This is a genomic window from Kribbella sp. NPDC059898, from assembly GCF_042730855.1.
GTDB lineage: Bacteria > Actinomycetota > Actinomycetes > Propionibacteriales > Kribbellaceae > Kribbella.
Window position 1 is genome coordinate 1 of the sequence record NZ_JBHWKR010000025.1, and the last position, 19109, is coordinate 19109.

Genomic DNA, 19109 nt, shown 5'->3' on the forward strand with positions numbered 1-19109 from the left:
GGCTGGGAAATGGGCGCTTCGCGCCCATTTATTTCGGCTACGAAGAGCAATTGCCGCTAAAGCGGCAATTCGGCCAGAAACGGCCAGGGGGCCAATGGCAACGAATGCCCGTTTTCGCTTCGCGAAAACCCCGGGTTGCTCATGGCAATGAGGCTACTGCATGTCGGTAGCCGCGTCCACCAGGATGCGTGCGTGCCGTACGGCGGCGCGGGCGCGCGGGGGCCCTACGTAGACCATGCCGTAGTGAGCGCCGTCCTTGATTGCCAGGAGGCGCGTGAGAGCCCGTGCCAGTTCCTTGCCGTTGGCCCCCACTTCAGTCACAAGGTCCACGGCCTGGCCGTGGTCCTGGCCACGTGGCCGGCGGCCGAACTTGAAGCCGCAGGCCGCGTCGGTGGCGGCAATACCGGCGAGCACTGCAAGTGATGCCGCCACGCCAGGGTGGGCCAGGTCGTCGGGATCGTCGGCGACGAGCTCGGCCACCTCGAGGAAAGCCTGGGCCTGGCTCAGTCGGACACGGGCCTGCTCCGGGCTGCACGCCTGGGTCCGGCCCGTTCCCTTGGGAGTCACTCGGCGGTCCTGTGTGCCAGCTGGTTCCGCAGACGCCGGAAGTCAGGACCGGCCAGCGGGATCGTGTCCTTGATCCAGTCCTGCACGATCGGTTCGCCGGCCACGAAGTGCTCCTCCAGTTCGGAAAGGCTCAGATCGTACATCTGTGCCATGTTCCCGCTCCACCCGCGAATGGACTCTCCCAGCTCGGATAGCTGATCATCCCAGGCGTTCTCGGATTCGGTGCTGAATTCCTCGTGTACGAGCAGAATGTCAACGTCGCTGGCGATATCCCCATCGCCGCGGGCCGACGAGCCGAACATGCTCACGTGCACCGGCTGAACCGGCCAGGCCTTGATCGCCTCGCGAATCCGCTCGAGCAGGATCTGCCGGAGCCCTGCCAGTTGCTCCACCGCGGCTGCAGCAACGTGCTCGCGGTTCAGCACGTACAACGTGCTCGCGCCAGCCTCCGTCGCCGTGACCAGACCGGTGGCACGAAGGCGGGCGAGAACCTTCCGTACGCCGGGGGCGCTGCCGGTCCTCGCCAGCTGCTGCACCTGGCGGCCAGACAGAGGCCGCGTCGTACCGGCCAGCACCTGCAGCACGGGCCCATCCAACGACGGCACCACGGTGCCGATCGGCCGAGACATGTCCATGGATAGAAACTATAGGTTCTCTATAGCAAGAATAGTTACTACGCCCCAGTTACTACACGAGCCGCTACTGCGGGCGCTGACTGGGCGGTGCGGCCAGTCGGGCGCACGAGCGCTGCGGGGCGGTCGTACGGGGCATTCTGGCCCGCTGAGCCGCGGTTTCGCGACCGCCGGCCAAACTCCGGGAATTGGAACGGGGAGGCACCGCGGGTGCGTGATCCTTCACCGCGGCCCTCCCCGAGTCTTGGGTCGGTCGTCGATCTGCAGTTGTTGACTGGGCCCCGTCACGCGGAGCCCGTGGTCACTTCGGCGCTCTCAGAAGGTGAATCAGACGGCCGGCGATGTAGGCCTCCCGCTCGGCCCAGCCGTCGAGCATGTCCCTGCGCTTCTCGGCGGCGTGGTAGTCGAGGCTCAGTTCCAGGTCCTCGAGCTCGGCCTCCGAGTCGTCCCGCTCCTTCTGGATCGCGTCGTACGCCTCCAGCAGCGACCGCAGGTCCGGGGCCGTGGCAACCAGGTTCTCGGTCAGCGCGGTGGCGGCGTCCAACCACTCGGCGGGCTGTTCGCTATGGGCGGCGATCGCCCGATCAAGTCGGGCGAGGATCGTGGTCATCTCGTCTCCTTCAGCAGTGCGCCGCGAACGGCTGAACCAGGGCCTCGCGGATCGCCCGGGCGGCACGCTGCGCGGGCTCCATGTCGAGCAGGTCCGCCACCGAGCCCCGCAGGTCGACCGCCAGTTGCTCGAAGGCCGTCTCGTACAAGAGGCCAGCCAGATAGGCCGCCTCTCGGCGCAGGACCTCGCACTGACGGAGTTCGTACGGGAGCCGGACCAACGCTTCGTCGATCGCCGACAAGGAGTTCAGGGCCCGGACATGCCGGGTGGAGTTCAGCGTGGTCGTCATCGTGGGAAATCCCTTCTGTGCTTGCGGTTTCGGGGGTGGTTGTCGCTACTTGCCGTGCATGTAGGCGATGAGCGCCACGGCGTCGGCGAACGACGGGGCAGCCATCAGCGGCTCCTCTTCGATGCCTTCGACGAGGCCGTAGATGCGGACCTTGTTCGGGTTGCTCGTGTCGAGCACCCAGCCCGGAATCCCGGGGTGCGTCAGCCGCGCCGAGTCCGCCGGGTCGGCGACCCAGGTCGACCGGTCCGCGATCGTGCTGACATCCGGCATCGGAATCCGCTGCGCTCGCGGGAGGTCTTGGTCGTTCCGGTCCATTGCCTTGCTCTCCTTCGATGCCCTTGCTATCTGACAAGAATCAGTCTGCCCCATGGCTTGCCGTTTGACAAGGTTCTAGTTAAGATTGATCTTGCCGAACAGCAAACCGAAGGAGTGCCGGTGACCCAGGAACAGCTCGCAACAGGAACCGTGACGGATGGCCCCTCACGCAGCACCGGAGGCGCAATCGAGATCCACGCCGCGATCCACTTGAAGGACTACGAGGTCGTGTGGTCGACAGCGGCGCACACTCACGAGGACTTGATCGCGGCCATCAAGAAGTACGCCGTCGAGGAGTACTGCGCCGAGCCAGCCGACTACCCCGAGATCGCGGACGAGCAGCAGGCCGCCGAGCAGCACGGCGACGTACTCGATCGGATCGGAGTCCTGGTCACCGAGACCTTCTCCCTGCCCGCCACCGCCGACGCACCCGAGGACTGCCCCAGCAGCCCCTACACCCCAGGCCTGCCGGAGTGCGTGCCGATCGGTGATCGCGACCACGACGCCCACCGCTCGGGAGCCACGGGCTGACCCCCGCACCCGCGCCGGACCCTCGGAGAGTCCCGGCGCGGGTGCACCCCAGCAGCTCGCCGGCCACCTCCCCGGCACTCACCAACCGAGGAATCACAACCCCCATTCGAGAAGGGCAATCACGACCGATGACCAACACTTCGAACACCACCTTTGCCGACGTACTCGACTACGTGGGATCGACCGAGAACAGCGACGAGATCCGCGCACTGTTCGACACCGGCAACGCCCGCATCCGCCAGCTGCGCGCCATGGACGCGGCGAAGATGGCAGCCACGCTGAAGAAGGGCGACAAGGTCGAGACCCACGGCCTCAAGCCGAAGTACCTCAACGGCCTCATCGGCGAGGTCGTGAGCATCGGCCGCACCAACCGCGGTACGGCGGTCACACTCGACTGCGGCCCGCACATCGACCTGGGCCGGTACGGCAGGAACGGCATCTTCCGCGACGTCCCCACCTCGGCCGTCCGGCCGATCGAGCCCCAGACCGAACCGAACAACTAACCCCTCCCCTTGCTAATTGACAAGGCTTCCGGTATGATTTACCTTGTCAGACAGCAAAGATGAGGGAGTAACGGGTGACTCAGGAACACAGCACCGCGACGGACCAGTTCGCCGATCTCCAGCGCGGCGACCTGGTCCAGCTGCGGAACGATTTCAAATGGCTCAGCGGCAAGTTCGCCGGGAAGATCGTCGAGATCACACACGCCAAGGACTACGGCAACGAGGTCCCCGGCCTGGTGATCTACACCGGCCAGATGCGAGCCCGGGGCTCGGTCGTCTTCCACGCGATCCCCTTCACCTCGGCCGAGATCGCCACACGCGCGGCAGGCTGGTGCTCCACCGGCACCTGCGCCGCGCCGGTCATCAACGAGAACGAGCCCTGCGACGAGCACCGGCCACCGGCAGGCCCGCCCCGGCCGCTGACCCCTCCGGACTCGCTGGTGCACTTCGCCCACCAGCTGTACGCCGAACGGCTCCACGCCTTCGAACCCGCGCACGTGGGCGGGCCCTGCTGGGTCCTGGCCAGCGAGGTCGACGCCGACGACCACGTGACGATCGTCAACGCCGACGTCGTCAGCATCTACACCTGGAAGGCCTGGGACCCGTGCGGCGACGGCGGAGACCCCTTCGTCACGATCGACTTCGAGTACGACGACGACATCCCCGGCGCGAAGCTCCAGGCCACACTCCAGGCCCTGGACGAGCTGGAGGACATCTACCGCCTCACCTTCCGGGCCGCCCGGTGACCGAGACCGCAACGACGACCCGGGGCCAGCTCGACCAGCTGGCCCCGGCGTACGGCACCGAGCCCGCCATGGGCATCGTCTTCGATCTCTGGGAAGGCGAACGCCTCGAACTCACGCTCAACACCGGCAGCACCGTCCGGGGCTACTGCGTACCGTCCCGCGACCGGCTCCTGGTGCGCGTGTACACCGAGGCCACCTGCGACGAGTCCGCTCCGGGCCGCCTGACCATCTACAGCACCGCCGCCGTGATCGGCGTCCAGCACCTCGACACCAACCCCGACTACCCCCACCAGACCCAGCTCGCCGGATGAGCACCGGACCCAGAGGAGAACACGGCCCCATGATCGTCCTCGTCACCGACCCCGACGCCCCGTTCGACTCCCCCGCCTACGAAGGCCCAGCCGACCAGGCCCACACGGTCTTCGAACCCGGCTACTACAGCGCCACGGTCGTCTCCGACGACGAGGAGCTCAACGGCTCCAGGGTCCTGCTCCGGGTCACCGACAACAGCAGCTCGGCCGATAGCTGGGAACGCCCGATGGACACCTACGACGTACTGCTCACCGAGACCATCACCTACAGGTATCGCGGCATCATCTCGGACAGCCCGGACGCCGCCGAGTTGGCCGCCGAGCAGCTGCACCTCGCCGACACGAACCGCGACCGGTACGTGGTCGCGGTCGACGACCGCTCGATGAGCGCCACCGTGCGGCCAACGACAGCCCCATGACAGCTGGGTGGGCCGGTCCCCATGCGCGAGGGACCGGCCCACCCAGCACAAACGTGTACAGATCCCCCAGTCCGGCCGAGCTGACCATCAGCCCGGCCGGGCCGCACTCAGTTCAGGAGGAAACCGCGATGTCTCACACCAAGCTCAGCACCGAAATCGCCAATCTGCAGGCCGAACTCGACGCCGGCACCACCCGCCGGCGCATCTGTCTGCCGTACGAGGCCTGGTACGGCGAGGCGGCCCGTAAAGGTCGCCACCACGACGAGATCCACGAGATCTCGGTCGGCCTCGAGTCCTACGCCAACGGCCAGCACGAAGCGTGCGTCGCCGAGTGGCGGCTGGTGTGGACCAGGTTCCGCGACGGCCTGAGCCTGCGCGTCGACGCTGCGGAGGAGGCGTGGGTTGCGATGGCCGCGATCGGCTTCCAGGAGTTCCTGGCCGGGCTCGCGGCTGGCGATCTCGTGTCGTACGACAAGGTCAAGCAGTCCCTGATCGAGTCCGGGTTCGAGGACACCACCGCCTACACCGCGCCCAGGTTCGGGCATGTCTGAACTCCCGTCCCCATCACCACAGGGCCGAGATCCGCACAGCGGGTCGAACCCGATAGCAGGAGACTGACTCCCATGGGCGAGCGATTCGAAGAGAACCCCACCAGCTGGAGCGTGCGGTACCACGTGCCCCGGTCACAGGTCTGGGAAGGGTCGCGCACTCTGACCGCCACGACGGGACGGCGTACCTCGATCACCCGCCATTCCGGCGCGGCGATGTGCAACCGCTACGCGTGGTACGACCGCGACCCGATGACTGCCGAGCAAGGCCCGGAACACCGGTGCCCGCGCTGCGTCACACTGGCCGATCGATACGGCGTCGACTGGCCCGCCGGCCCGGAAGGAGCGAACTGATGACGGGCCTCGGACTGACCGTCACGCAGATGCGTGCGCTGCACGCCGTGTACGACCTGGCCGGCGGCGAAGCGGACGGGCGCTGCGACATGGTCAGCACGAGATGCGCACCCTTTGGGCTGTCGCCCGACACGGCGTCGACGTCGTACGGGCCTCCCGCACAGCACGGACCCCTCCCGATCCCGACCCCGGAGCGGATCCGATGACCCTCGAGATCGCGCCGGGCTTCGCGCTCCCCGATGACGCGGTGACCGAGACTTTCGCGATCCTGGCCAAGCGGCGCGCGGGCAAGAGCAACGCTGCCGTCGTCATGGCTGAGGAGATGTACGACCGCGGCCTGCCGTGGGTTGCAATCGACCCGAAGGGCGACTGGTGGGGTGTCCGCGCCGCCGGCGACGGGAAGGCCCCCGGTCTCGGCGTACTCGTGTTCGGCGGTCGCGCCGGGGACGTACCGCTGGAGCCAACGGGTGGCCGCCTGGTCGCTGACCTGATCGTCCAGAAGCGCCTGACCTGCGTGGTCGACGTCTCGCGGATGACCGGCGCCGACCAGCGCCGGTTCCTCATCGACTTCGTGCTCCGCCTGTACGACGAGAATACCGAGCCTCTGCACGTGTTCTGCGAGGAAGCCGACCGGTACATCCCCCAGCGGGTGACGGGCGACAACGCGAAACTGGTCGGCGCGTTCGAGCAACTGGTGAAGTGGGGCGGGTACAAGGGACTCGGCTGCACCCTCATCACGCAGCGCTCGGCGTCATTGAATAAGGACGTCCTGACACAGGTCGAGACCCTGATCACGCTTCGCACGATCGGCCCGCAGGACAAGGCCGCGATCCTCGACTGGGTCAAGGACCACGCGACCGGTGCTGAAGCGGTCGCCGACCTGCCGTCGCTGGCAGACGGAGAAGCGTGGGTGTTCTCCCCGGAGCGCCTGAAGACGCTGGAGAAGATCAAGTTCCGGCGCCGGCGCACGTTCGACTCCGGCGCGACCCCGAAGGTCGGCGCGAAGCCCCGGCCACCGGCCCGGCTCGCTGAGGTCGACGTCGACGCGATCAAGGAGGCCATGGCCGAAACGATCGAGCGAGCGCAGGAGAACGACCCGAAGGCCTTGCGCGCCCAGATCGCCGAACTGAAGCGCGCCCTGGCCGCCGCCGAACGCGCACGCCCCGAACCGAAGCCCATCGAGGTGCCCGTCGTGACCGAGGAGATGCGCGACGCGCTCGCAGGCGTTGCCGCGGACATCCTCGCTGGCCTCGACGCGGCAACCGCGCAGATGACCGTCACCCTCCAGCCGATGCTGGAAGGGCTCAAGCGCACCAACGTCCAGCTCCCACCGCTGCCCGCGCCGAAACCACCCAAGCTCAACGACGTACGCGCGCCCACGCGCACCGCGAAGACAAGCGACGCGACGCCTGCGCGCCCGGCACCGCGGGCCAACCCCGCCGACGACTCAGTCAGATTGGGCAAGGGAGATCGCAAGGTGCTGGAGGTACTAGCGCAGTGGGCTGAGGGACGCACCCACAACGAGCTGGCGTTCCTCGCCGGGTACTCGTCGAAGGCATCAACGCTCGGGGTGATCTTGGCGAAACTGCGCCGCGCCGGATACGTCGCTGAGGGGCAGCCAATACGACTCACCGAAGACGGCCTGGAAGCTGCTGGCGGTGTGCAGCCGCTGCCCAGCGGCGCCGAGCTGCTGGCGTACTGGCGGAATCACCCGCGGATGGGTGAGGGAGAGCGGAGGGTGCTCGACGTACTGATCGACGCCTACCCGGATGCCCTCAGCAACGAGGAACTCTGCGATCGCGCCGGCTACTCACCCACTGCCTCGACGGTCGGCGTGATCCTCAGCAAGCTGCGCAAGCTCGGCCTGGTCGAGAAGGGCGCCCGGCGAACGGACCCCACTTTCATGACGAGCATCGGAGCTACCCAGTGACCCCCGACACCTCGCGGGTCGCCGACCCACGCCGGATAGCCGACACAGCCCCGATCTACGTACCCGCAGGGAAGTGAGCACTCACAATGAGCGAAACCCCGTACATCGAGGCCAACCTGATCCTCGCCGAGCAACGCGGAGACGATGATGTGGTCGACCAGATGATCGACGACCTGCTACCCGGCGAGCGCCGGGAGCTGGTCGAGGCCTGCGATCGCCTCGCGAGGAAGCTCCGGATCAGAGACGGGCTGATCGCATGGTGACCGCTCCGAGCAGCACTCGGACAGCCCGCACAGCGACTCCGCTAGGTTCTGAGCCAGTATCCAGCCACCGAGAGGAACTCCCCGTCATGGCCGGCGACACCGTCCAACCGCGATACGACGTCGAGGTCGAACTCGAGCGCGGCACCAACACCCCGGCCGTCGAAGGCATCATCGACATGCTGGCCGGGGCCGCACTCGGCGGACGCGAGGTCTCCGAGCGGAGGCTCGTCCTGTACCTCCGAGTGCCCGCGGACTCGCTGCAGCAGGCAATCACCGCTGCCTTCGGTCTCGTCGCGCAATTCGGAGTGCCAGCTGCGGTCTGGGGCGGACTCACCGCGGCAAAGACCTCGAGCCCGCCGGCGGTGCCGGATTTCGTGTCCGTGACCGAGACCGCTGACGCAACGGGCCGTACCCGCCAGGCGATCCTGCAGCAGATCGGAAGCGGCTCTATAAAGGCCGGCAAGGTCGGCCGCGAGTACGCGATCCGGCGAGCGCTCGTCGCCGGGCGCAACACGCCCTGAACCGGCCCTGGGACAGCAGACAGCAGGAGGACGTAGGTGCCTGAGCCAAGCCCTCTGCAGGGAGTCCGCGTACGCGGACTGTGGTCCCTGCACGACGCCGTGCTGGACCTTCGCAGTCCCGTGACGGTGCTGATTGGAGCGAACGGCGCAGGCAAGAGCCAGATGCTAGCCGCGTTCGACATCCTGGGCCGAATCATCGACCACCAGGACGTCGGTCGCTGGCGGCCCATCCCCGCCGGAGCCGAGATCGAGGTCTGGGCCCAGCAGCCAGGATGCCCACCAGACGGCTTCCGCGTGCGCCTCGACCCAACCGGCGAACGGCATGCCCTCGCACCGATGGGCGGCCGGCAGACCAAACCAGGTGCAGGCCTGGTCCAGTCGCTGAACGGCTGCCGGGTTCATCACTTCGACGACACCAGCCTGGACGCTCCGGCCAAGCGGCGGGTCGACCCTGCCGACAACATCACCCTTGCCGACGACGCGCACAACCTCGCGGCTGTGCTCCTCCGGTTGCGAGCTGACGCACCGAGCCGATACCAGCGCATCGTGCGGACGGTCCGCACGATCGCGCCGTACTTCAGTGACTTCGTCTTGGACGTTTCCGGGTCGACGATGAGTCTGCAGTGGCTCGAACATGGGCTCGACCAGCCAATGTCCGCCGGGCAGCTCGGTGACGGGACCTTGCGGTTCATCTGCCTTTCGGTGCTCCTTCTGCAGGACAACCCACCGGGCACGATCATCATCGACGAGCCCGAGCTCGGCCTACACCCCTTCGCGGTTCATCAGGCCGCGGCACTGATGAAGCGTGCGGCCCAGGATCGGCGGGTTGTCGTCTCAACGCAATCGACAACGCTGCTCAACCAGTTCGGTCTGGACGACGTGGCAGTCGCGGAGCGGACTGCTGCCGGCGTCCAACTGCGCCGGCCAGACGCAACTGGACTGGAACCATGGCTCTCGGATACAACCCTCGGCGAGCTCTGGGAGGAGAACCTGCTGGGTGGCCGACCACGCCCCGACGAGTCACCCAGCTGACGAGGCTGCAGCGCCCACCTCGTCATCACCGGGTCTCGGACTCACTGTGCCCAGTACTCCTGTTCCAATGTGCCGGCAAGCTGCACAGCCTCGGCCTCCGGGACGCCGATCGTCACGGCCTGGTCCTTCAGGTGATCCCACACCGTCCACTCACCGGCGGGGCCGCTCGGGTACGCCGTATAGATCATCGGCTCGGACATGGTCCGTCACCCCTTTTCTGCGTATTGGCTGTCAGCCGGTCGCGGCGGTGGTAGAAGATCTGTCTGTCGCCGGGGTCGGTGCAACGAGGTCCGACCTGCGGTCGGCGGTTACCGCTCGATCCGTCGACGCGACTTCGCGGGGTTGTGGACTCGGGCTGGCGCAGGGATCTTGATCTCGTGCACGATCGGGCCCCAGGTCTCTTCACCGATCGTGACCGTGCAGCGCAGGTACACGGTCACGCCATCGGCAGTCGGAGTCAGCCAGATCGCCGGGCGCTTGGGTGTTCCGGCCTTCATTGTCCGCAGGTTCACCTCGGGGTTGTGGCCGAACATCGCTTCGGTGAGCCCGGCACTGAGGCCAGCGACCTCGGTGGGCTCCGTTCCCTCTGCCAGCTCGAGGACGCAGCTGTCCAGGTCCTTGTCGGTCTCCACGATCAGCTCGTAGCCGCCCGGTTCCGCCCGGCCTTCGCCGAGGCGGACGGTCAGGCCTGGGGTGGCGTTGCCGTGCCATTCACGATGCGCGAGCTCGCGAACCGCGGCGGCCTCCGCCAGGGCCTTTCGAGCGATCTCGTTGCTCGTAGCTGCAACGGCCTGGGCCGCTTCGGCGGCGTCAGCCTGTCTCTTGGCGTGCCGGGTCGCGCGGGCTGCAACCACAATCGCCACGAGCGCGAGCAGCGCACTCACAATGTTGAACACCAGGTCACTCAACTTCGTCTCACTCTCTACAACCCATGACGTTGGTGGTTCGACGTGTGGGGCCGACCTTCCGCTCCCCTTCCGCACCGGTACGTCGCGGTGCGCCCTGAAATCAGTCCCCGGCAGGGTCGGTCAGTGCTTCTACTGCCTCGGCGTCGACGGCGGCGTCCTGCTCGCTGAGGCCGATCTGGCGCAGGGCCCGGTCCACGGCGCCGGCCGCCGCCGGTCGCGGGTGCCTCGCCGGTGGCCGGTGGGCCACTGGGGTCGGGCAGTACGACGTAGAAGTTGTGGCGGAGCTCGGTGACAGGCCGGACGGTGGCGCCGCCGGCGGTCGTCATTGTCACCGGCAGGCGGGCGTAGATGCCGAGGGCATCGAACATCTGGGTCCAGAAGTCCTTCACGTTGGTGAACCGGGGAGGAGCGGGGGGTGCCGCGAGGTCGACGGGCACTCGATAGGTCATCACGGGCAGAGCGTCGTACGTCGACGTAGCGGCAGTCAATCGGCCGGATGTGCGCCGCGGCGAATCGCAGCCGAGGCCAGGTGCTGGGTCATTCAGTTGTGCGAAGGGTCGAAGGTTCGCTCGACGGTCCATGTGGTGTCTACCGGGCCTGGCCCGCGGTTCCCGGTGATCAGCCAGGTGGCGTTGGTTACCTGGTCCAGCAGGTCCGGCACGCGCACGGTCACCGACCCACCTTGATCGCGGATGAGCTGGACCAGCAGGGCATACAGCACATCGGGCATCGGACGGCTCCTTCCAGCGGCGGACCCGGTCCGCGGCGTCGAGCAGACCCATGAGGGGTCGGAGATCACCCCATGCTGCCGTCTGCGCAAGCCCGCGACGGTCCAGAAGCCGCACTAATCTGTCCAAAATGCGAACCCTCGCCGGGTGCCGGCGCCGGTCGCTGAGGGCGGGCGCGCGGTGGTCGTTCCTCGGCTGCGTCCCTGCTACCGGTCACACTGTGTGCATGAGGCCTTCGAAGACTGTTGACGAGATCCAGGTGGTACGGCCGCGGGGAGCGTGCTGAGTGGCGATCACCGACGTTGTCGTCGACGACCGGATCCGCGCGGAGCTCGGCGACCGGCTGCACCAGGTCCTGGGCTGCCTGTACGCCGGAAACTGTCAGACATGCGGACGGCCACTGGGCCAGGTTCCGACCACGCTCAGCGTGAGCGACCTCGGCAGTGCGATCGCTGCGGACCTGCACCACGCGACGTGCCGGCTATCCGCGTGGCGGGAGATCCAGATCACCTGGGCCGATGCCCACTTCCGGACCAGCCACACGATCGGGTTCGTCATGCCCGGGGAGAGCCAGGGGCGACCTGACCCGCGCGCCATGCTGCTGGTCAATCCGTCGCTCGAGCAGGTCGTACTGACCCGCGACCGCGGCGGCCGGCCCACGGTTCAGCCGAACGTCGGCTTCCAGGCCGCCGGTCTCCGTACGCCGCTCGAGGTCGGCTTCGATCGACCGCTGGCCGACGTGGTCGCCGAGCTACGTGCCGACCGGGCGGTCGTCGTGTTCGAGTCGGGCCTGTTCGGTCCCTTCGAATTCGTGCTGGACCAGGAGACCTATGAGCTGGCTGCGCGGCATGGCAGCGTGGTCCTGGCCGTCACACACGCGGTCGATCCGCACGCGGTGCGGGGATTGCCCGACCTGGCACCAGTGATGGGTGGCCAGGCCACGGTGATGGGGTTGGTGGAGCTGGAGTCCGTACGACGGGGCCGGCCGAACGTTCCCGGGCCGGACCTGGGAAAGCGCCTGGTTGTGCAGTGGGATCCGCACGAGATCTGGGCCGGAGAGCTCGTCGACCACCAGGCCGAGCTGCTCAGCGATGCCGACGCGAAGGCGTGGGCCGAGCAGCGGCTCGCGGGACGGGAGCTTCACCCGTGGGAACCGCTCGGGGCCGCCGGGCCGGTGGGCTGGAGCACCGTGGTCAAGGACCTGCACAACCAGTTCGTGCTCGTGTGTCACTCCGATGGGTGGAGGCTCGTCGAGCTGTACGCCCGCAGCCAGGGAACCATCGACGAGCCCAACGCCCGCGCCTGGGCATCCGAGGAGATCAAGCACAGGTTGGGGATCCCAGCCGCCGTCTGGACTCCCGGTCCGACCTCGATCGACGCAACGACCCTGTACGCCGCCGTCTGACCTGGAGGCCCCTGTTCTATGACTTCAACGCCCGACGTCTACTTTCTCGCGCTTCACGAGCCGTACGCCGATCAGCAGCAGCCCAGGCCGATCAACGCGACCATCGTCCACGCGGCCACGCTCCTCCACCCCGCACTCCCCCAGCCCGACGCCGGCAGGATCTACCGATGCCTCACCGAGTTCCCAGGCCGCGCTGCCGGGTCGCTCGTTCCACTGTCCACGCTGACGTTCGAACTCGCCGGCGGATCCTTGTGGTCACAGATCGGTGACTGGGAAGCCGTCGTCGCCCAGCTTGTGAGGCTGACCCGGTCCCAGGGATGCGACGCGCTCCGGTTGGGTGTTCCGGAGATCACCGCGGCCTTGCTCAGTGGCGGCCCGAACACCCGGCAGGTTCTTCACCAGGCCGGCGGCGGCCAGCTCGTACTCGGAGCAAGCGATCGGCAACTGCAGCTCGACGAGTTGTCCGGGCACGTACGCGCATTCGTTGCTCAAGGTCCGTTCTGGCCAGGTGACGGCCTGGTTCCGCCCCCGCTCGACCCACCGGTGCTGCCACATCTTCACCGCTGACCCTCAAACGTCGGGGCCCAGAAGCCTGTTGGCTTCCGGGCCCCGACGTTGTTTGTGCACGCCTCAGCCGCGGGCGAACTGCTCCAGGAGCCTGGCTGCGTTGGCCCGGAGCTTGTTCTGCACCGCGTCAGTAACGGTGTCCGGGCCCAGGGCGTCGACCTGGTGGTTCACGTCGTACATGACCCGGTACAGCACCACCGCTTCGGCCGCCTCCAGCCACTTCATGCGCCGATCGGACGGCGGGCGTTGCCCAAGAGCGATGCTGAACCACAGCGGCGGCAGCTCGTCGGGCTCGGCCAGCATCGCCTCGATACGGGTGCGCACCTCGCCCGCGAGCTTCGTACGCGCCGTCTTCCCGGTTATCAGCGTCGACCCGAACTGTTCGAGCAGGGCCTTGTGATCGGCCAGCGCCCGGCGTGCGCGGGAGGCCTGAGGCTTCAACCAGGCCTTGTACTGGGCATGGTCCTTCTGCTCCTTGGCCAGGCTCTCGACCTTCGCCACACCCACCGGGCCACCATCGGCCGGTACGGCGTTCACACCCCGCAGGGCCGACTGTGTCGCCGTGATCAGCTCGGTATCGAGCCTGTCTTTGGTGCTCTCCCACTTCTCCCACGCCACGATCTCTCGCTCGTGCTGTGCGACCTGGGCGTCGGTCAGCAGCTGGGAGGTCATGACCTCGTACGTTCGGGCAGCGGTCGCACTGCGCTTCATCGACGCCGTGACCTCGTCGAGCATGGTCGGCCGACCAGTCGTCAGCGTGACGTGCTGCTCCAGCCAGGCGAGCTGGCGTACGAGGCGGCCGATCACGGTTGCCTGACGGGCTGTGGTCGACGTCAGCTCGTCGACGGACTCTTCGACGTCCTGCTGGAGCTTCTCGACGTCGCCGGACAGGTCATGTGTCGTCCCTTCGAGCATCTCCACATCGCGGCGGACCGATGAGACGCTCTCCTCGAGCTCGCGCTGGTTGGACGAGACCGTGCCCTCGAGGCGGCGCAGGTCTCTGGCCGCGGCATACCCGCCGACTGGTTCGTCGTAGCTCACTGGGCGTCTCCCTCGACTTGTCCCTGGGCGAAGGCCGGATCGCCGCTGATCACTCGGTACCCGGCCACCATCGCGCATGTGAGAAGCGGCCCGATGAAGAACGGCCACGGAAGGACGCCAAGCCCGGCCAGCACGCCAGCGATCAGCAGCACCATTGACACGACAGGCACCGAGACCGGGACGCCGATCCATTTGCCAGCTGCGTCCGTCAGGAACGCGATCGCCGCAACAGCTGCGATCGCAACACAGAAGCCGAGGACGGACAACGACCCTACGAACGCCACGACGACAAGCAGCAGTACGGCGACCGCGTGCACCGCCGCGGCCAGCAACGTTTGCCGGCGGCGGCTCATGCGCAGTTCCTCGCGAGCTGTGTCGGCCTCGGCTTCTTGCCTCAGCTCAGGGATCTGCTCCCGTCGCTTCAGGACCTCGACGACCCAGGCCAGGTCGCCCTCGTCGACCGGCATCTCATCGCCCCGGGCCTTGGCTGCTTCCATTTCGTTGACGATCACGGCCGCATGCTTGAGGTCAGCGTCCAGGTCCTTTTCAAACTCGCGGAGCCATTCAGCTGTGACGCGCTCCGGTATCGCACTGTCGCTACGAGTCATGCACACAGTGTGAGCTCAGGTGCCGACACTTTTGCGGGTGCGGCGCAGACCGTTAGCTGATAGCTGAACTGGTTGAGGAGGTCCGTTAGGTGGGTAAGGCGGACGGCGGATCGGCTTGGCTTTCACCCGCGCCCGGCACAGGCACCGCGTGAGGTCAGCCAAGGTGGCGGACCACCTCGCCACCCAGCAGAGGCTTGTCCTCTGGGCCTTTGATGTAGGGGCCGCGGTAGAGCACCTTGTGGCGCTGCTCGGAGGGGTACCACTGGCGGACCTTGTGCATCCGGACCACCCAGCGGTGGTTCCAGGTTGCTCCGGTCTCTGGGTCGTTTCCGCCGCGGGCGCTGGTGCGGAGGTGGGTTACGCGGACCTCTGGGCTGGTGCCGGCACGTTCGGCCGCGGCGCGGGTTGCGTTCTTCACCGGGGCGTCGCTGATGTCGGTGATCCGCTGTGCGCAGAGTCGCCAGAACGCGTAGAGGAACTTGATCGAGAACAGACCGTCGACGTCGGTGATCTCCGAGCCCGGCACGTAGTCGGCTTCGACGTTGTCCTCGTCCCAGCCCACGGCATCTGCCATCGCCCGGCTCGACGCGTTGACTGCCTGGGCGGCGCGGCGGTGATCTTCGATAGCAGCGCGCTGGTCGCCGGTCGGGGTCCAGTCGTAGCGGGTGCAGCGGATGCCGTCGAGCATCAGGGGTGGAACCGGGGTGCCTTGAAGTTCGGCGTAGCTGGCGAAGTCGCGGAAGGAGTCCGGCTGGATCGGGCCGTACGAGTCTGAGAACGAGGTGACCTGTACGGCGGGAACACGGGTCCAGGCCAATCGACGAAAGCGGCCTCGCTGGTGCTCGTCGACCATCGACAACCCCGCCGTCCCGTCCCACATGTAGGCGAGGTCGTCGCCGAGCTGGCCCTTGGCCGTGGTCACGATCAGCGGCTCGGGCAGCACCAGGAGCCCTTTGAGCGCGGGCAGGTCTTCCTGTGTGAGCAGGGCGATGTCATCGATGGTCAGGCTCAGCGCTGCCGCGACGACGACGTCGCGCATCGCTGGACTGAGCACGTAGAGATCCGCGGCGGTCATGGTTTCGGTCAGGTCGCCGAGGACGGTGTCAGCGACCTCGACCCAGTCGTTTGGCCGCCAGTCCTCGGTGTAACCGAGTCCGGTGGTCAGCAGGAGTGCTGCCGAATCGGAGTCGCCGACCGCGTGCGTCTTGACTTGGTGCTCTTCCATGAACCGGCCGCCCTGCCACAACCGGGCAACCTCGGCGTCGCGCAGGAACGCAGCTGTCGCGACCCGGGCTTCGCGCGCAGTCCGGGCTGCACCAGCCGCGGTCCAGGAATGCTTCTTGCTGGCCACCTGACTCCTCTGCTTGACGAGTACGTAGGGCCATCCAGTGTGGCGGAGAAGGCCGACAATTCGACGCGACGCAACGGTTCAGTGCGTGGTAAGCCAGGCTCCACCGGGCCGCACCATGGTGGCCCGGGAGGTGGGCGGGAGCTCATCTGGCTATCGGGGTGGATGGGTATGACGACGATCAATGAGGAAGAAGTGCGGCGGGAGTGCGAGCGGCAGCTGGCCGACATCTTTGCCTACGTCGACAAGGTGCAGGCACTACTCGACGGCCCGCAGAGCCGGTTCGCGGTGAAGGCAGGGAGCGCACTGGCCGGCGACGACAAGAAGTCGGATCCGTACCACGTGTCCCATGACGCCGGCCGGTTGATCGGTGTCGGGTACCAGCACCTTCACGCTCTCGGCTGCCTGCTTCGATCCGGGGCCCTTCACACCAGCCCGCCGTTCACGCTGGTGCGGGCGGCCATCGAGACCGGATCGATGGCGTACTGGCTCCTGGAACCCAGACGGCGCCCGGCCCGGGTGCTGCGACGGCTCCAGCTAGCGCGTCAGGACGTGTACGACGGCGACACCGCAGCGACCCAAGCCGGCATCCCGGTGAACCGGTCACGCGAGGACCGGCTGAAGGATCTCGAGGCCATCGCGTTGCGGGTCTGCGGGTCGGACAAGATTCCGGGGCTCCGGCCTAGCGAGATCGTCAAGGAGGTGGAGGGCAAGCTGCCCGAGCGGCATGAGCGCCGGCAGTTCCTGGCGTGGCAGGCGTGTTCGGGCTTCACGCATGGACGTCTTTGGCCGGAGGTGTCGTTGCTGAAGCGCGAGCTCATCAGCCAGAACGGCGACGTACAGACGCTGCGAATGACCAATGACCTGACGCGGGTGTGGTGGGTTACCAGGGCAGCGTCGGGGGTCCTCGACGCGGCGGTCGGCATGTTCGATGAGCGGAACCAGGGAAGCTGAGCTGGTCAGGTGCTTGGGAGGTCCGGGAGGTCTTCGGGTGTCAGGTCTGGCCGTATGCGGCGGTAGCGCATCAGGTGGCGAGCGTGGCGTCCCTGGGTGGCGGTGTCAGCGGACACCTCGACGACCACCTGCGGGTCCACTTTCGTCAGGACTTGCTTGGTCGCGCGACTGCTCCACGGGTACGCCGAGATCTCGTCCGGCCACGGATGATCAGGAGCTGCAGGGGTCAGTGCTGCGGCGAGCTGGGCCGACTGAATGGGAGAGAGCGGCCCGGCGCGGCCGACGATGACGAGGTCGCCGGCTTCGTCGTACCGGCCAGCGATCACGACTGCCGGGCGAGTGATGGGGCCAAGGACGCCACCCACGATGACCTCCTGGGTGTCGCGGTGGCGGGTTTTGATCCAGATTCTTGAGCCACCCACGTACCGGGTCGCGGCGCCCTTGGTCACGATGCCTTCGATGCCCATGGAGGCGAGCGTTTCGAACCAGAGCTCCGCTTCGGCACGATCGTCGGTTGCAGGCGTGACTTGCAGCGGCGGGCGCCAGCCGGAGGCGAGGGCTTCGAGGCGCTGCCGACGTACGGTCCAGCGCTGTGTGCGCAGGTCGACCCCTGCGATGGCCAGCAGGTCGAACGCGACGTACGACGCGGGATACTCCGTTGCTCGCGCTCGGGCTGTACGGCGGCCGGCCACGAGGCGCCGCTGCAGCGCGTCGAAGCTGAGCCTGCCGTCGACGTACGCGACGATCTCGCCGTCCAGCACGACACCTTCGGGGATCTGGCGTACGGCGGCTGCGGCCACGTCAGCGAACGCGGCAGTGAGGTCGGTGCCATTGCGCGACCACAGTCGCGTCTCGTCGCCGACCCGGGTCAGGGTCGAGCGGAAGCCGTCCCACTTCGGCTCGTAGCGGCTGCCGCCGGGCAGCTCGTTGGGGCCTGGGATCTGTTCGGCGGCCTTGGCGAGGGCGACGTCGACAGGGCCTTGCAGCCCGGTCGGGATGGCCACAGGCTGGTCAGCTCGGCGGCCGGCCGGGCTCATCAGGTCTCCGGTCCGAGCGAGGGCGACCGACGACGGGCCGGCCGGGCTCATCAGGTCTCCGGTCCGAGCGAGGGCGACCGACGACGATTACCCTCTCGACTTTCAGCGCCGGGTCGCGTTTCGGGCAGAACCGGTGGTGCTCGGGGACGTTGACGGCCCCTTCGCACTTGCCGCAGTGCCATTCACCGGTCACAACGTCCAGCATGCGCCCGGTGGCAATCCTACCCTACGTTTTGTATGACACAACCTAGGTTTTGTAGTACACTACCTGTATGGCAATCACGTGGGCACCGAGCGCAGACAAGCACGGCATCGACCGTGAGGACGCGGTGCACGCGATCATGAATGCGTACTACGTCGAGCAGGAGTTCGACGAACCCCGGCCTCCCGCCACGGTCCGGCCGACGCTGTTCATCGGGCCGCCGCGCCAGTTGGGTGGCGCACTGTTGGAGGTCATGGTCGAGGTCACCCCACCCCGCGATCTGCACATCTTCCACGTGATGCCCGCCAGGGAAAAGCACCTCAAGCGCATGAAGGAGGACCAATGACGAACCACGACTACGACGCGGCAGCCGAGTGGGCTGAGCACGACATGGAGCTGCCAGCCAACTCAAAGACCGCGCTCCGCGGCGATGCAGCCGCCACCTTCGGGCGAGAGCTGCTCGAGCGATCGAGCGGAGGCCGGCCAACTCTCGACCCCAACGCGCCGGGGGCGAAGTCCCCGGTGCGACAGACCCGGCTGCCCCGGCACCTTGACGCAGGCCTGGTCACATTCGTCGACCACAACGACACCACCATCAGCGAGGTTTTCCGGGACGCGCTCGGAAGCTATCTAGACCCCGACCTGATCGCCTACGCCGAGCAGCGGCACCTTAAGCCGGCCGCGGTTCTGCGAGAGGCAATCCAGGAATATCTCGATACGCACAGACGCGCCGGCTGACC

At 67.4% G+C, this 19109-nt stretch carries 29 protein-coding genes; 16 read left to right on the forward strand and 13 right to left on the reverse strand.

What is annotated here, in order from left to right:
- Positions 1 to 153: 153 nt before the first annotated feature.
- From ACFV9C_RS41925 to ACFV9C_RS41945, 5 genes are all read right to left on the reverse strand, one after another.
- Positions 154 to 480 (reverse strand): hypothetical protein, encoded by a 327-nt coding sequence (locus ACFV9C_RS41925; RefSeq protein ID WP_380203135.1) that lies wholly within the window; start codon positions 478 to 480, stop codon positions 154 to 156.
- Between the two features lie 83 nt (positions 481 to 563).
- The gene (locus ACFV9C_RS41930) at positions 564 to 1151 is read right to left on the reverse strand and encodes a nucleotidyltransferase domain-containing protein (protein WP_380203137.1); all 588 of its coding nucleotides are present in this window, start codon (positions 1149 to 1151) and stop codon (positions 564 to 566) included.
- Between the two features lie 349 nt (positions 1152 to 1500).
- Positions 1501 to 1809, reverse strand: a complete 309-nt coding sequence (locus tag ACFV9C_RS41935; protein WP_380203139.1) for a hypothetical protein — start codon at positions 1807 to 1809, stop codon at positions 1501 to 1503.
- A gap of 10 nt (positions 1810 to 1819) precedes the next feature.
- The gene (locus ACFV9C_RS41940) at positions 1820 to 2098 is read right to left on the reverse strand and encodes a hypothetical protein (protein WP_380203141.1); all 279 of its coding nucleotides are present in this window, start codon (positions 2096 to 2098) and stop codon (positions 1820 to 1822) included.
- 45 nt (positions 2099 to 2143) lie between these two features.
- The gene (locus tag ACFV9C_RS41945) at positions 2144 to 2413 is read right to left on the reverse strand and encodes a hypothetical protein (protein WP_380203143.1); all 270 of its coding nucleotides are present in this window, start codon (positions 2411 to 2413) and stop codon (positions 2144 to 2146) included.
- A gap of 120 nt (positions 2414 to 2533) precedes the next feature.
- Between ACFV9C_RS41945 and ACFV9C_RS41950 the strand changes: the two genes are divergently transcribed.
- The 12 genes from ACFV9C_RS41950 to ACFV9C_RS42005 all read left to right on the forward strand — a co-directional run bounded on the left by ACFV9C_RS41950 (position 2534) and on the right by ACFV9C_RS42005 (position 9571).
- Positions 2534 to 2944, forward strand: coding sequence for a hypothetical protein (locus ACFV9C_RS41950; protein WP_380203145.1), 411 nt, complete (start codon positions 2534 to 2536; stop codon positions 2942 to 2944).
- A gap of 128 nt (positions 2945 to 3072) precedes the next feature.
- On the forward strand, positions 3073 to 3447 hold the full coding sequence (locus ACFV9C_RS41955; RefSeq protein WP_380203147.1) for a hypothetical protein: 375 nt from the start codon (positions 3073 to 3075) through the stop codon (positions 3445 to 3447).
- A gap of 74 nt (positions 3448 to 3521) precedes the next feature.
- Complete coding sequence (locus ACFV9C_RS41960) at positions 3522 to 4193, forward strand: hypothetical protein (protein ID WP_380203149.1); 672 nt, start codon at positions 3522 to 3524, stop codon at positions 4191 to 4193.
- On the forward strand, positions 4190 to 4504 hold the full coding sequence (locus ACFV9C_RS41965; protein ID WP_380203152.1) for a hypothetical protein: 315 nt from the start codon (positions 4190 to 4192) through the stop codon (positions 4502 to 4504). Before ACFV9C_RS41960 ends, ACFV9C_RS41965 begins: the two co-directional genes overlap by 4 nt.
- A gap of 29 nt (positions 4505 to 4533) precedes the next feature.
- A complete protein-coding gene (locus tag ACFV9C_RS41970) occupies positions 4534 to 4923 on the forward strand; it encodes a hypothetical protein (protein ID WP_380203154.1) in 390 nt (129 codons plus the stop codon).
- Positions 4924 to 5051: 128 nt separating this feature from the next.
- The gene (locus ACFV9C_RS41975) at positions 5052 to 5474 is read left to right on the forward strand and encodes a hypothetical protein (RefSeq protein ID WP_380203156.1); all 423 of its coding nucleotides are present in this window, start codon (positions 5052 to 5054) and stop codon (positions 5472 to 5474) included.
- Between the two features lie 72 nt (positions 5475 to 5546).
- A complete protein-coding gene (locus ACFV9C_RS41980) occupies positions 5547 to 5825 on the forward strand; it encodes a hypothetical protein (protein WP_380203158.1) in 279 nt (92 codons plus the stop codon).
- A complete protein-coding gene (locus ACFV9C_RS41985) occupies positions 5825 to 6031 on the forward strand; it encodes a hypothetical protein (protein WP_380203160.1) in 207 nt (68 codons plus the stop codon). Before ACFV9C_RS41980 ends, ACFV9C_RS41985 begins: the two co-directional genes overlap by 1 nt.
- Positions 6028 to 7755 (forward strand): ATP-binding protein, encoded by a 1728-nt coding sequence (locus ACFV9C_RS41990; RefSeq protein ID WP_380203162.1) that lies wholly within the window; start codon positions 6028 to 6030, stop codon positions 7753 to 7755. The genes ACFV9C_RS41985 and ACFV9C_RS41990 overlap by 4 nt, the downstream gene beginning before the upstream one ends.
- Positions 7756 to 7841: 86 nt before the next feature.
- Positions 7842 to 8018, forward strand: coding sequence for a hypothetical protein (locus tag ACFV9C_RS41995; RefSeq protein WP_380203164.1), 177 nt, complete (start codon positions 7842 to 7844; stop codon positions 8016 to 8018).
- An 86-nt stretch (positions 8019 to 8104) separates the two neighbouring features.
- On the forward strand, positions 8105 to 8539 hold the full coding sequence (locus ACFV9C_RS42000; RefSeq protein WP_380203166.1) for a hypothetical protein: 435 nt from the start codon (positions 8105 to 8107) through the stop codon (positions 8537 to 8539).
- A gap of 120 nt (positions 8540 to 8659) precedes the next feature.
- Positions 8660 to 9571 carry an AAA family ATPase gene (locus ACFV9C_RS42005; protein ID WP_380203168.1) on the forward strand — a complete coding sequence of 304 codons (912 nt, stop codon included), beginning with the start codon at positions 8660 to 8662 and terminating at the stop codon, positions 9569 to 9571.
- 41 nt (positions 9572 to 9612) lie between these two features.
- On the opposite strand, the gene ACFV9C_RS42010 is transcribed toward ACFV9C_RS42005, so the two are convergent.
- The 3 genes from ACFV9C_RS42010 to ACFV9C_RS42020 all read right to left on the reverse strand — a co-directional run bounded on the left by ACFV9C_RS42010 (position 9613) and on the right by ACFV9C_RS42020 (position 11209).
- Entirely contained in the window at positions 9613 to 9771 is a 159-nt protein-coding gene (locus ACFV9C_RS42010; protein ID WP_380203172.1) for a hypothetical protein, read from the reverse strand.
- Positions 9772 to 9879: 108 nt separating this feature from the next.
- Entirely contained in the window at positions 9880 to 10479 is a 600-nt protein-coding gene (locus tag ACFV9C_RS42015; protein WP_380203174.1) for a hypothetical protein, read from the reverse strand.
- Positions 10480 to 11020: 541 nt separating this feature from the next.
- Positions 11021 to 11209, reverse strand: coding sequence for a hypothetical protein (locus ACFV9C_RS42020; protein ID WP_380203176.1), 189 nt, complete (start codon positions 11207 to 11209; stop codon positions 11021 to 11023).
- Between the two features lie 284 nt (positions 11210 to 11493).
- On the opposite strand from ACFV9C_RS42020, the gene ACFV9C_RS42025 reads away from it, so the two are divergent.
- On the forward strand, positions 11494 to 12612 hold the full coding sequence (locus ACFV9C_RS42025; protein WP_380203178.1) for a hypothetical protein: 1119 nt from the start codon (positions 11494 to 11496) through the stop codon (positions 12610 to 12612).
- Positions 12613 to 12867: 255 nt separating this feature from the next.
- Here ACFV9C_RS42025 and ACFV9C_RS42030 read toward each other — a convergent pair whose 3' ends face one another.
- The 4 genes from ACFV9C_RS42030 to ACFV9C_RS42045 form a co-directional block, all read right to left on the reverse strand.
- Positions 12868 to 13173 (reverse strand): hypothetical protein, encoded by a 306-nt coding sequence (locus ACFV9C_RS42030; RefSeq protein WP_380203180.1) that lies wholly within the window; start codon positions 13171 to 13173, stop codon positions 12868 to 12870.
- A 69-nt stretch (positions 13174 to 13242) separates the two neighbouring features.
- Complete coding sequence (locus ACFV9C_RS42035) at positions 13243 to 14220, reverse strand: hypothetical protein (protein ID WP_380203183.1); 978 nt, start codon at positions 14218 to 14220, stop codon at positions 13243 to 13245.
- Entirely contained in the window at positions 14217 to 14828 is a 612-nt protein-coding gene (locus ACFV9C_RS42040) for a hypothetical protein (RefSeq protein ID WP_380203185.1), read from the reverse strand. The genes ACFV9C_RS42035 and ACFV9C_RS42040 overlap by 4 nt, the downstream gene beginning before the upstream one ends.
- Before the next feature lie 154 nt (positions 14829 to 14982).
- Positions 14983 to 16179: a hypothetical protein gene (locus ACFV9C_RS42045; RefSeq protein ID WP_380203187.1), complete on the reverse strand. Its 1197-nt coding sequence runs from the start codon at positions 16177 to 16179 to the stop codon at positions 14983 to 14985.
- Between the two features lie 168 nt (positions 16180 to 16347).
- Here ACFV9C_RS42045 and ACFV9C_RS42050 point away from each other — a divergent pair, with 168 nt between their 5' ends.
- Positions 16348 to 17130: a hypothetical protein gene (locus ACFV9C_RS42050; protein WP_380203189.1), complete on the forward strand. Its 783-nt coding sequence runs from the start codon at positions 16348 to 16350 to the stop codon at positions 17128 to 17130.
- Between the two features lie 5 nt (positions 17131 to 17135).
- On the opposite strand, the gene ACFV9C_RS42055 is transcribed toward ACFV9C_RS42050, so the two are convergent.
- Positions 17136 to 18218 carry an ATP-dependent DNA ligase gene (locus ACFV9C_RS42055; RefSeq protein WP_380203191.1) on the reverse strand — a complete coding sequence of 361 codons (1083 nt, stop codon included), beginning with the start codon at positions 18216 to 18218 and terminating at the stop codon, positions 17136 to 17138.
- Positions 18219 to 18439: 221 nt separating this feature from the next.
- Between ACFV9C_RS42055 and ACFV9C_RS42060 the strand changes: the two genes are divergently transcribed.
- Positions 18440 to 18715, forward strand: coding sequence for a hypothetical protein (locus ACFV9C_RS42060; protein ID WP_380203193.1), 276 nt, complete (start codon positions 18440 to 18442; stop codon positions 18713 to 18715).
- On the forward strand, positions 18712 to 19107 hold the full coding sequence (locus tag ACFV9C_RS42065; RefSeq protein WP_380203195.1) for a hypothetical protein: 396 nt from the start codon (positions 18712 to 18714) through the stop codon (positions 19105 to 19107). Before ACFV9C_RS42060 ends, ACFV9C_RS42065 begins: the two co-directional genes overlap by 4 nt.
- Positions 19108 to 19109: the final 2 nt, after the last annotated feature.